This is a genomic window from Kitasatospora sp. NPDC059327 (assembly GCF_042752535.1).
In the GTDB taxonomy this organism is placed as follows: Bacteria; Actinomycetota; Actinomycetes; order Streptomycetales; family Streptomycetaceae; genus Kitasatospora.
Genome location: NZ_JBHYYB010000001.1, coordinates 77,594 through 89,210, shown reverse-complemented (window position 1 = coordinate 89,210; position 11,617 = coordinate 77,594). Strand labels below are relative to the sequence as shown.

The 11,617-nt window shown below is 74.1% G+C and carries 11 protein-coding genes; 6 read left to right on the top strand and 5 right to left on the bottom strand.

Annotation, left to right across the window (positions count from 1 at the left end):
• Positions 1-48: 48 nt before the first annotated feature.
• From ACFXHB_RS00200 to ACFXHB_RS00190, 3 genes are all read left to right on the top strand, one after another.
• Positions 49-780, top strand: a complete 732-nt coding sequence (locus tag ACFXHB_RS00200) for a hypothetical protein (protein ID WP_380570985.1) — start codon at positions 49-51, stop codon at positions 778-780.
• Positions 773-1,525, top strand: a complete 753-nt coding sequence (locus ACFXHB_RS00195) for a hypothetical protein (protein ID WP_380570984.1) — start codon at positions 773-775, stop codon at positions 1,523-1,525. Before ACFXHB_RS00200 ends, ACFXHB_RS00195 begins: the two co-directional genes overlap by 8 nt.
• Positions 1,526-1,592: 67 nt before the next feature.
• Positions 1,593-4,085 carry a DEAD/DEAH box helicase gene (locus ACFXHB_RS00190; RefSeq protein ID WP_380571184.1) on the top strand — a complete coding sequence of 831 codons (2,493 nt, stop codon included), beginning with the start codon at positions 1,593-1,595 and terminating at the stop codon, positions 4,083-4,085.
• A gap of 65 nt (positions 4,086-4,150) precedes the next feature.
• On the opposite strand, the gene ACFXHB_RS00185 is transcribed toward ACFXHB_RS00190, so the two are convergent.
• Positions 4,151-4,981, bottom strand: a complete 831-nt coding sequence (locus ACFXHB_RS00185) for a hypothetical protein (RefSeq protein WP_380570982.1) — start codon at positions 4,979-4,981, stop codon at positions 4,151-4,153.
• A 214-nt stretch (positions 4,982-5,195) separates the two neighbouring features.
• On the opposite strand from ACFXHB_RS00185, the gene bioB reads away from it, so the two are divergent.
• The 3 genes from bioB to bioD are packed head-to-tail and all read left to right on the top strand — an operon-like array spanning position 5,196 to position 8,457.
• Positions 5,196-6,395, top strand: a complete 1,200-nt coding sequence (gene bioB / locus ACFXHB_RS00180) for a biotin synthase BioB (RefSeq protein ID WP_380570980.1) — start codon at positions 5,196-5,198, stop codon at positions 6,393-6,395.
• Between the two features lie 23 nt (positions 6,396-6,418).
• Positions 6,419-7,720, top strand: coding sequence for an adenosylmethionine--8-amino-7-oxononanoate transaminase (locus tag ACFXHB_RS00175; protein WP_380570978.1), 1,302 nt, complete (start codon positions 6,419-6,421; stop codon positions 7,718-7,720).
• Complete coding sequence (gene bioD / locus ACFXHB_RS00170) at positions 7,717-8,457, top strand: dethiobiotin synthase (RefSeq protein ID WP_380570977.1); 741 nt, start codon at positions 7,717-7,719, stop codon at positions 8,455-8,457. Before ACFXHB_RS00175 ends, bioD begins: the two co-directional genes overlap by 4 nt.
• Positions 8,458-8,526: 69 nt before the next feature.
• On the opposite strand, the gene ACFXHB_RS00165 is transcribed toward bioD, so the two are convergent.
• From ACFXHB_RS00165 to ACFXHB_RS00150, 4 genes are all read right to left on the bottom strand, one after another.
• Positions 8,527-9,639, bottom strand: coding sequence for an NAD(P)-dependent alcohol dehydrogenase (locus ACFXHB_RS00165; protein ID WP_380570975.1), 1,113 nt, complete (start codon positions 9,637-9,639; stop codon positions 8,527-8,529).
• Positions 9,640-9,703: 64 nt separating this feature from the next.
• Entirely contained in the window at positions 9,704-10,645 is a 942-nt protein-coding gene (locus tag ACFXHB_RS00160) for an SDR family NAD(P)-dependent oxidoreductase (RefSeq protein ID WP_380570974.1), read from the bottom strand.
• A 6-nt stretch (positions 10,646-10,651) separates the two neighbouring features.
• Entirely contained in the window at positions 10,652-11,053 is a 402-nt protein-coding gene (locus tag ACFXHB_RS00155) for a hypothetical protein (protein WP_380570973.1), read from the bottom strand.
• A 128-nt stretch (positions 11,054-11,181) separates the two neighbouring features.
• Complete coding sequence (locus ACFXHB_RS00150; RefSeq protein WP_380570972.1) at positions 11,182-11,568, bottom strand: nuclear transport factor 2 family protein; 387 nt, start codon at positions 11,566-11,568, stop codon at positions 11,182-11,184.
• Between the last annotated feature and the right edge of the window lie 49 nt (positions 11,569-11,617).

Sequence of the window (11,617 nt, the reverse complement as noted above, 5' to 3'; positions counted from 1 at the left end):
AGCCCCCCCCCAACCACCCCCCCCCCCCCCCTCCCGGAGAGCTTCCCCTTGGTCGACTTCGCGAATCTCCCCCCGCGGTCGCGGGGGGGCCCCGCCCGGCGACGGCAGCCGATCCGGCCCTGGCACGGGGCGGTCGCCGCGGTCCTGGCCGCCGCCGCGGCGGTCGGTCTCCGGGCCTGGCAGCCCTGGCGGTCGGTGGAGCTGCCCACCACCGCGTGCTGGAACGCACTCGGGCGGGAGGACCTCCGGCCACTGGCCGGGCCGGACGGCAAGGCCCTGGAGCCGGTGCCCACGGTCCGGATCGCCACCCCGCTGGCCCCGGAGAGCCCGCCCGAGCGCCGCCGTGAGTGCGTCGTCCGCTGGGGGAAGTACTGGATGCTCAACGCCGACGTCCGGCCGGCCACCGCGGGGCCCGAGGCGGACCGGGCCGCCGACGCGCGGTACGACCGGGTCGTACCGCTGGACTTCGGCGCCGGGACGGTGGCCTGGGGAGTCGCGCCGAAGAGCGGCGGGAACCCGAAGGTGCGGCTCTACGTCCGCTGCGACTTCGAGATCGTGCCCAAGCAGCCGACCGAGAAGGCCCCGCCCTACTTCCGGGTCGATGTCGCCGGTGACCACTTGCCGGGCGCCGACGCCGACCGCGCCGGCCAGGCCTACGGGAACATCGCGCTCAAGGTCGCCCAGGCCGCCGCGACCGAGTACGCGTGCGCCGACGCGGTCCAGCTGCCCGCCACCGCCCCGACCGTGCCCGCCCTCACGGGAGGACCGTCGAGTGGCTGAGCGCTCCCACCCGCCGAGGCCCGGGCCGGGCGTCGGCGCCCCGGACCCCGACAGTTCCCCGGCCGGGGCGGCCGCTTCCCCACCCGTCGTAGGTGTCGCCCGGGCCGCCATCGCGGAGGTCGAGGCGCGCCGGGAGCGGCGGCGGCGACGGCTGGTGGTGGTGGGGCTGCCACTGGCGGCCGTGGTCGCGACGAGCCTCTGGGCGTGGCAGCCGTGGAACTCGGTCGAGCTGCCGGAGTCGGCCTGCTGGTCGCTGGCCGGCCGGGCGGACCTGGCGCCCGCCGCCGGGGACAACGGCCGGACGGTGGTCCTGGAGGAGGGCGATCCGGTCGGCGGGGCGAAGGTTCCGTGGTGCGTCGTCCACTGGAACACCTGGTACGGCAGAAAGCTGCTCGCTGTCGGGGTCGAACGGCCCGACGGGGCCGCCTTCGAGGCGGCCCGGCTCGGCCCGGCCGACCGGCCGGACCGGCCACCGCGGCCGCTCGACGCGGGCGCCGGCATCACCGGCTGGATCCACCCGGACGCGAGTGTCGAGCTGCTGTACCGGTGCGACTACCCGGGCGGGGCCGGGGACCACTACCGCCGGGTGGTGGTGACCGGCACCGCCGCCGCGGGCGCCGGTTCGGACGCCCTGAGGTCACCGCACGTGACCGTTGCCTGGCGCACCGCGCGGACGGCGATCGCCGGGGAACACTGCGCAGGCCTCGGTCCGGTGACCTCCCCGCCCGCCGTTCCGGCCCGGTGAGCGGCCCCGGGCTTTGCCCGGGGTGGACGCGAGCAGGCAAGATAGCCGGGTGACCCTCCTTGATCTGATGCCGAAGCCCGCCACCCCCGACGCGCTGTACGAGACGTTCGCCGCCTGGGCGGAGGAGCGCGGGATCACGCTGTACCCGGCGCAGGAGGAGGCGCTGATCGAGCTGGTGTCGGGGAACAACGTGATCCTGGCGACGCCGACCGGCTCCGGCAAGAGCCTGGTCGCGGCGGGCGCGCACTTCGCGGCGCTGGCGGAGGGCAAGCGGACCTTCTACACCGCGCCGATCAAGGCGCTGGTCTCGGAGAAGTTCTTCGACCTGTGCAAGATGTTCGGCACCGAGCAGGTCGGCATGATGACCGGCGACGCGAGCGTGAACCCGACCGCGCCGATCATCTGCTGCACCGCCGAGGTACTGGCGCAGATCGCGCTGCGGGACGGCGCCCGGGCCGACGTCGGCCAGGTCGTGATGGACGAGTTCCACTTCTACGCGGAGCCGGACCGCGGCTGGGCCTGGCAGATCCCGATCCTCGAACTCCCGCAGGTGCAGTTCCTGCTGATGTCCGCGACGCTCGGCGACGTCCGCCGCTTCGAGGAGGACCTGACCCGCCGCACCGGCCGGCCGACCACCGTGGTCCGCTCGGCGACCCGGCCCGTCCCGCTCTTCTACGAGTACCGCCGCACCACCATGCACGACACCCTGGAGGAGTTGCTGAAGACCGGTCAGGCCCCGGTCTACGTGGTGCACTTCACCCAGAAGGAGGCGGTGGAGCGGGCCCAGTCGCTGATGAGCATCAACATGTGCTCCAAGGCGGAGAAGGACGCCATCGCCGACCTGATCGGCAACTTCCGCTTCACCACCAAGTTCGGCCGCAACCTGTCCCGGTTCGTCCGGCACGGGATCGGCGTGCACCACGCGGGCATGCTGCCCAAGTACCGCCGACTGGTCGAACGCCTCGCCCAGGCAGGGCTGTTGAAGGTGATCTGCGGCACCGACACGCTCGGCGTGGGCGTCAACGTGCCGATCCGCACGGTGCTGTTCACCGCGCTGTCCAAGTACGACGGCGTCCGGGTGCGGGTGCTGCGGGCCCGGGAGTTCCACCAGATCGCCGGCCGGGCCGGGCGGGCCGGGTTCGACACCGTCGGCCAGGTCGTCGCGCAGGCGCCCGAGCACGTGATCGAGAACGACAAGGCCGTCGCCAAGGCGGGCGACGACCCGAAGAAGAAGCGCAAGATCGTCCGCAAGAAGGCCCCGGAGGGCTTCGTCGGCTGGTCCGAGGAGACCTTCGAGCGCCTGATCGCCGCCGATCCGGAGCAGTTGGTCTCCCGCTTCAAGGTGAGCCACGCGATGCTGCTGTCGGTGATCGGCCGGCCGGGCAACGCCTTCGAGGCGATGCGCAAGCTGCTCACCGACAACCACGAGGAGCGCGGCGCGCAGCGCCGGCACATCCGCACCGCGATCGCCATCTACCGCTCGCTGCTGGAGGGCGGCATCGTGGAGCGGCTGCCGGAGCCGGACGCGGAGGGCCGGATCGTGCGGCTCACCCTCGACCTCCAGGAGAACTTCGCGCTCAACCAGCCGCTCTCCACCTTCGCGCTGGCCGCCTTCGAGCTGCTCGACCCGACCTCCCCCTCCTACGCGATGGACGTCGTGTCGGTGGTCGAGGCGACCCTCGACGACCCCCGCCAGATCCTCGCCTCGCAGCAGAACAAGGCGCGCGGCGAGGCCATCGGCGAGATGAAGCGCGACGGCATCGAGTACGAGGAGCGGATGGAGCGGCTCCAGGAGATCACGTACCCGAAGCCGCTGGAGGAGCTGCTCACCCACGCCTACGAGGTGTACCGCCGGGCGCACCCGTGGATCGGCGACCACGAGCTGCGGCCGAAGTCCGTGGTCCGCGACCTGTACGAGCGGGCGATGACCTTCTCGGACTACGTCGGCCACTACGACCTGGCGCGCACCGAGGGCATCGTGCTGCGCTACCTGGCCGGCGCGTTCAAGGCGCTGGAGCAGACCGTCCCCGACGATCTGAAGACCGACGACCTCAAGGACGTCATCGCCTGGCTCGGCGAGCTGGTCCGCCAGGTCGACTCCAGCCTGCTGGACGAGTGGGAGCAGCTGGCCAACCCGGCCGACCCGCAGGCCCCGGAGGTCACCCTGGACGACAAGCCGGCGCCGGTGACGGCGAACGCGCGGGCGTTCCGGGTACTGGTGCGCAACGAGCTGTTCCGCCGGGTGGAGCTGGCCGCGCTGGAGCACTACGGCGCCCTCGGCGAGCTGGACGGCGAGTACGGCTGGAACGCGGACCGCTGGGCGGACGCGATGGACGGGTACTGGGACGAGTACGACGACCTGGGGACGGGCCCGGACGCGCGCGGACCGAAGATGCTGCTGATCGAGGAGGAGGACTCCTCCTGGAAGGTCCGGCAGATCTTCGACGACCCGGCGGGCGACCACGACTGGGGCATCAGCGCCGAGGTCGACCTGTACGGCTCCGACGAGGAGGGCCGGGCGGTCCTGCGGGTCACCGCGGTGGACCGGCTGGACGGCTGAGCGGTCCGCCGGCCGAACCGGTGACGCGGCGGCGGGGCCCCCGGGCGGTGGGCCCCGCCGCCGCGTCACATCCAGGCGAAGGGCGCGCCGGCGGAGTAGGAGATCGCCCGGGTGGCCTCGTCGAGCGCCTGCTCACCGCCGGGCGGCGGGGTGGACGGCACGCCGACCGGGGTGGTGGGGGTGGCCGGGCCGGCGGGCGCGGGGCCGTGCGACTCGACGGGCCGTGAGCTGGTGACCGTCACGTAGTGGCCGACCGCCGCGACGCGGGGCTCCGAGCCGGGCTTGGCGGTGCCGGCGGGCTGGGCGGGGGCGGTGGACGCGTCCTGGAGGATGAAGGCGATCGCGCCCGGCTTGGCCCGCAGCGCCTCGGCGGCCCGGTCGGCGGCGGCCTGGTCGGCGAAGCGCAGCAGGGTGACGCTGCTGAGCACCGGCTTCTCCTGGCCGGCGAAGCTGACGGCGAGATAGGCCTGGCAGCCGCTGTCGCGCAGGAGGTCCTGGGTGCGGTCCTGGAGGGTCTCGGAGCAGTTCTCGCCCTGCCGGACGCCGGAGCGCCTGCCCTTGTACCCGCCGACCTCGACCACCCGCTGGGCGGGGAAGAGGGTGTCGACGTTGAGGCCCTCGGGGTCGGTCGCGGCGCGCGGCGGCGGGCTGCCGACCACGGGCGGGGTGCTGGCGGCGTCCTTGCTGGTCGGACCGAGGCCGGGTATCCAGTCGCCGGGCGTCGGGCGGGTGATGATCCAGCCGCCGGCGGCCACCACACCGACCACCACGATCCAGCCCACGACCCGGCGGGCGCCGATCCGGCCGGCCGGCCGCCGGTAGGCCCCGGCCGTCCGGGTGGCTTCGTGCTGTTCCTGGTCACCCGATGACGGGGTCCGCTCCCCCTGCGTGGTCATGGCGCAGATTCTAAGCAGTGCGCGGGTGGTGGAGATCACGGGGGCGGGCCGTGGACGACCCCACCGGCTACCGATCGGTAATCCCCGCCACCGGGGACGTGACCTGCACCACTACCGTGAGCTGTGACACTGTGACAACTCGCACATCCTCCCGGGGATCTTCTGGTGGGTTTCCTCTGGCGTCGCCGGACGGCCAGCAGGCAGGATCAGCCTCATGGATCTGCTCGATACCCTCACCGCCAAGGGCCTGCGCGGGGAAATCCCCACCCGCGAGGAGGCGCTGGCCGTCCTCGCCACCACCGACGACGAGCTGCTGGACGTGGTCGCGGCCGCCGGGCGGGTGCGCCGGCAGTGGTTCGGCCGCCGGGTCAAGCTCAACTACCTGGTGAACCTGAAGAGCGGGCTCTGCCCGGAGGACTGCTCGTACTGTTCGCAGCGGCTGGGCTCCAAGGCCGAGATCCTCAAGTACACCTGGCTGAAGCCGGACCAGGCCGCCGAGGCGGCGAAGGCGGGCGTCGCCGGCGGCGCCAAGCGGGTGTGCCTGGTGGCGAGCGGGCGCGGCCCGACGGACCGTGACATCGACCGGGTGGCCGACACCATCTCGGCCATCAAGGACGCCGACCCGGCCGTCGAGATCTGCGCCTGCCTCGGCCTGCTCTCCGACAACCAGGCCGAGCGGCTGAAGGCGGCCGGCGCCGACGCGTACAACCACAACCTGAACACCTCCGAGGGCACCTACGGCGACATCACCACCACCCACACCTACGCGGACCGGGTGGACACCGTGCAGAAGGCGCACGGCGCGGGCCTGTCCGCCTGCTCCGGCCTGATCGCGGGCATGGGCGAGAGCGACGGGGACCTGGTGGACGTGGTCTTCGCGCTGCGCGAGCTGGGTTCGGACTCGGTGCCGGTCAACTTCCTCATCCCCTTCGAGGGCACCCCGCTCGCCAAGGAGTGGAACCTCACCCCGCAGCGCTGCCTGCGGATCCTGGCGATGGTCCGCTTCGTCTGCCCCGACGTCGAGGTACGGATCGCCGGCGGGCGCGAGGTCCACCTGCGCTCGCTGCAGCCGCTGGGCCTGCACCTCGCCAACTCGATCTTCCTGGGCGACTACCTGACCAGCGAGGGCCAGGCCGGCCAGGCCGACCTCGACATGATCAAGGACGCGGGCTTCGAGGTGGAGGGGGCCGGCGAGGCCACCCTGCCCCGGCACCGGGCCGACGTCGCCGCCGCCGCCGAGGGTGGCGCCTGCGGGACGGGCGGCGGCTGCGGGCCGTGCGGCGGGCACGGTGCCCCGGCCGTCGAGGAGACCGGGGCCGACGCCGGGACCGGGGGGAGCGAGGACGGGTTGCGCAGCGACCTCGTCCGGGTCCGCCGGCGCGGTGCCGGTACCGAACTGGCTCCCAACGCCTGACCGTCCCCAGCGAAAGACTCACCATGGCTCAGCTGTCCACCGACACCCTCCTCGCCCTGGACCGGGCGCACGTCTGGCACCCGTACGGTCCGATGCCCGGCACCGCCACCCCCTACGTCGTCGAATCGGCGTCCGGGGTGCGGCTGCGGCTCGCCGAGCCCGTCGCGGGCCGGCGCGAGCTGGTCGACGGGATGTCGTCCTGGTGGGCGGCGATCCACGGCTACGGGCACCCGGTGCTGGACGAGGCGGTGCGCGACCAGCTGGGCCGGATGAGCCATGTGATGTTCGGCGGGCTCACCCACGAGCCCGCCGTACGGCTGGCCGCCCGGCTGGTGGACATCACGCCGGAGCCGCTGCGGCACGTCTTCCTCGCCGACTCCGGCTCGGTGGCGGTCGAGGTCGCGATGAAGATGTGCCTGCAGTACTGGCAGTCCGTCGGGCAGCCCGCCAAGAAGCGGCTGCTCACCTGGCGCGGCGGCTACCACGGGGACACCTTCCACCCGATGTCGGTCTGCGACCCGCAGGGCGGCATGCACCACCTGTGGGGCGGCGTGCTGCCCGGCCAGCTCTTCGCGCCGGAGCCGCCGGCCGGGTTCGACGCCCCGTTGGACGCCGGCTACGCGGCGGAGTTCGACGCGCTGATGGAGCGCCACGCGGGTGAACTGGCCGCGGTGATCGTCGAGCCGGTGGTGCAGGGCGCGGGCGGCATGCGGTTCCACTCCCCCGCCTACCTGCGGATGCTGCGCGAACTCTGCGACCGGCACGGGGTCCTGCTCGTCTTCGACGAGATCGCCACCGGCTTCGGGCGCAGCGGCGCGCTGTTCGCGGCCGACCACGCGGACGTCTCGCCGGACGTGATGTGCCTGGGCAAGGCGCTGACCGGCGGCTACCTGACCATGGCGGCCACGCTCTGCACCGCCGAGATCGCGGACGGCATCAGCCGGGGCGAGATGCCGGTGCTGGCGCACGGGCCCACGTTCATGGGCAACCCGCTGGCCTCGGCGGTCGCCAACGCGTCGATCGACCTGCTGCTCGGCCAGGACTGGCAGGTCGAGGTGAAGCGGATCGAGACCGGGCTGCGGGACGGCCTGGCGGACGCCGCCGGGCTGCCCGGGGTCCGGGACGTGCGGGTGCTGGGCGCCATCGGCGTGGTGCAGCTCGACCACCCGGTGGACGTCGCGGCGGCCACCGGGGCCGCCGCCCGGGAGGGGGTCTGGCTGCGGCCGTTCCGGGACCTCATCTACACGATGCCGCCGTTCGTGACCGGGGACGACGACGTGGCGCGGATCGCCGCGGCCGTGACGGCGGCGGCGGTGGCCGGATGAGCGCGCGGATCCTGTTCGTCACGGGCACCAACACCGAGGTCGGCAAGACCGTCGCCACGGCGGCGCTCGCCTCGGCGGCGCTGCGGGGCGGCGCGCGGGTCGCCGTGCTGAAGCCGGGCCAGACCGGCCTGGCCCCCGGCGAACCGGGTGACGTCGACGACGTCCGACGGCTGGCGGGCGCGCTCACCACCCGGGAGCTGGCCCGGTACCCGGACCCACTGGCGCCGAACACCGCGGCCCGGCGCGCCGGGCTGCCCGCGCTCACGCCCGCCGAGGTGGCGGCCGAGGTCGCCGAGCTGGCCGGGACGCACGACCTGGTCCTGGTCGAGGGCGCCGGCGGGCTGCTGGTGCGCTACGACGACGAGGGCCGGACGCTGGCCGACCAGGCGCGGGCGGTGCTCGGGGCCGGACTGCCGGCGGAGTTCCTGCTGGTGGCCTCGGCCGGCCTGGGCACGCTCAACATCGTCGCGCTCACGGCCGAGGCGCTCCGGGCGCGCGGGCTGCCGCTGGCCGGGGTGGTCATCGGCTCCTGGCCGGCGCGGCCCGGCCTCGCCGAGTGCTGCAACCTCGCCGACCTGCCGCGGTCGGCGGGTGCCCCGCTGCTCGGCGCCCTGCCGGAGCGCGCGGGCACCGCCGCGGACTTCGGCGCGCTGGCCGCCGCCTCGCTGGCACCGGAGCTGGGCGGCGACTGGGACGCGCGGGCCTTCGCCCGGACCCACCGGCCGGACGCCGGCTGACCCGCCGGTACGGGCGGGCCCCGGGGCCCCGGTGGGGCCGAGGTGCCGCGCCGCGCACCGGCGGGGGTCTCAGGACGGCGTCGTGTCGTGCATCAGCACCGGTTTGACGGCCGTTCCGGCGACCGCGTCGGCGACCGCGCGGTTGATGTCGGCCAGCGGGTACGGCCGGACCAGCCGGTCCAGCGGGAACCGGCCCGCCAGGAAGAAGTCCAGCAGCCGCGGGATCAGCAGCTGCGGGACGCTGTCGCCCTGGAGGATGCCCTTCACGGTGCGGCCCAGCAGTTGGACCAGCCCGACCGAGAGGTCCTGGCCGGTGCCGGCCGACCCGACGATGCCGGCCGTACCGCCGACCGCGAGCGACTCGACGGCGGCCCGACCGGTCCGCGGCAGGCCCACCGCGTCCAGCGCGAAGTCGACGCCGCCCCCGCTGAGCCGGACCACGGCGGCCGCCACGTCGTCCTGGGCGCCGTCGAACACGTCGGTGGCCCCGAGTTCGAGCGCGAGGTCCAGCCGGGCGCGGTGGAGGTCGACGGCGACGATCCGCGAGCAGCCGGCGATCCTGGCCGCCATCACGGCCGCCAGCCCCACCGGGCCAGCGCCGAACACCACGAGGCTGCTGCCGGGCGGGGCCGCGAACACGCCGAGCACCGCGCCCGCGCCGGTCTGCAGCCCGCAGCCGAGCGGACCGAGCAGCTCCAGCGGCGCGTCCGCACGGACCTTCACGACGCTGCGCCAGTGGGCGACGACGTGGTCCGCGAAGGAGGACTGGCCGAAGAAGTGCCCGTTGACCTCGGCGCCGTCCGCGTCCCGGTAGGCGGTCGAGCCGTCCGCCCGTCGGCCGCGCAGGTTGAGCGGCAGGAAGGCGACGCAGTGCATCGGGTGGCCGGTGAGGCAGGGACGGCAGGAGCCGCAGCTCATCGGGGCCAGCACGACCGGGTCGCCCGGGGCGACCGAGGTCACCCCCGCGCCGACGGCCACCACCACGCCGCTGCCCTCGTGCCCGAGGACGGCGGGCAGGCCCGGCGGGAGGATCTGGTCCAGGGCCAGCAGGTCGGTGTGGCACAGGCCGGTGGCGACCAGCCGGACCAGCACCTCGTCGGCCCGGGGCGGCTCCAGCAGGACGTCCTCGACGGTGAACGGGCCGCCCTTGCCTCGGGCGACGGCGGCCTTGACGGACAGCATGCGGTGCTCCTCGTGATCGCTGATGGGGCCGGGCCGGGGTCGGTTCCCCCGGCCCGGCGCGGGGTCACCCGGCCGGGCCGGCCGGGGTGGGCACGTTGCCGTCCGGCGCGGTGGGTGCGTTGCCGTCCGGCGCGGTGGTGGTACTGGTCACCCGGCCGCCGGCGAAGCGCAACCGGTGTTCCCCGGCGACGACCAGATCGGCGAACTCGAAGCGGGTGATACCGGTGTCCGCCGCCACGACCCACGCCTGACCGGTCCGCCCGTCCCGCACGGCCACGGCCATCGCGTCCACCACCAGGTCCGGCGCGGCCACCGCCACCCCGGCGGCCCGCCAGGCGGCGAGACGCCCGGCGATCAGCGGTGTCTCGACCGCGCCCGGGCAGAGCACGTTGACGGTGACGCCGTCCGCGGCGAGGGTCTGCGCCAGCGACCGGACCAGCCCCACCACAGCGTGCTTGGAGGCCGCGTAGAACACGTCCGGCGAAGGGCGCAGGCCGGTGGTGCTGGCGGTGACCACGATCGACCCACCGCCACGGGCCCGCAGCGCCGGCAGTGAGGCCTGCACCCCGTAGACCACCGAGTCGATGTTGACCGCCAGCAGCCGCCGGTAGGCCGCGCCGTCGAACCCGTCACCGATCGAACTCCCTGCGAGAACACCGGAGTTGAGCCAGACGACATCCAGTCCGCCGAACCGGTCGACGGCGGCCCGCACCAGCCGCTCGTTGTCGGCCAGGTCGGACGTGTCGACCGGTACGAACAGGGCACCGGTCTCCCGGGCCACCGCTTCGCCGCGCGCCCGGTCGATGTCCGCCAGCACCACCTGCCCGCCCCGGGCGGTCAACCGCCGGGCGGCGGCGGAACCGATTCCGCCGCCCCCACCGGTGATCAGTACGACCTTGCCCGCGAAGTCCGCGAAGTCCGCGAAGTCCCCGAAGTCCGCCGGTCCGGCCGAACCCGTGGAGCCCGCGGGGTCCACGGCGCCGGCCGGATCCCGAGTCGCGTCCATGCGCGGTCAGGAGAGCAGGGTCGAGAAGAACACCAGCTTGGCCTCGGCGACCTTGCCGGGGTCGACCGGGCGCCACTGCCGGACCCCGGTCCGGCCGGCGTAGCGGCCGCTCACGCCGACCGCCGGGCAGTACAGCCACTCGCCCGACACCAGGTTGCTGAACCGGGCCCAGGCCTCGACGTGCACGTCGCCGTCGGCAAGCGCGATCTTCTCGGTGATGCAGGTCATCAGCTCGTCGTCGGCCTCACGGCGGGTGACGATCTTGTAGAAGCCGTCGACCGTCCCGATCGCGGCACCGGACGGATCGCGCAACTCCGCCGTGTAGGTGCCGCTCTGGCCGACCTTCGGGTCCTCGAACTCGATGTCGTTGGCGAAGGTGACCAGGTGCTCACTGAGGTGCTCGAACATGTCCATCGTTCCTTCGGTAGGGGGTTTCGGTCGGGGTACCGGGCGGCCCTGCGGTCATCGCGGGTCGCGGGTACCGGGACGCGGGTACCGGGTCGCGAGTGCCGGGTCGCGGCGCTCACGCCACGGGGTCAGGCCTTGCGGAAGACGTCCTTGACGAGGATCAGGCCGTCCCGCAGCGTGAAGAGGTCCACGCCCCGGTCCAGTACGCGGCCGGTGGCGTCGCGCAGGGTGAACTCGATGATCTGCCGGTCACCCGCCACCACGGCGGGCTCGAAGACCAGCGCGATCCCCTGGTCGCCGAACTCCTCGCGCTTCCTGACCAGGTCCACGAGGTACGCCCGGATCTCGTCGCGCCGGTAGGTGGCACCGGGTTCCGGGCCCTCGGCGACGCTCCAGACCCCGCCCTCGGCGAAGCAGGCGACCGCCTCGTCGAAGGCGTCCCGGGCGCAGGCGTCGAAGAAGGCCGCCACCTTGCCCTCGCCGACGGCTGCGCCGGCCCCTGTGTTGTCGGTCATCGTGATCTCATCTCTCCCGGTCGGTTCGGTGGGTCGGTCTCGGTGGGTC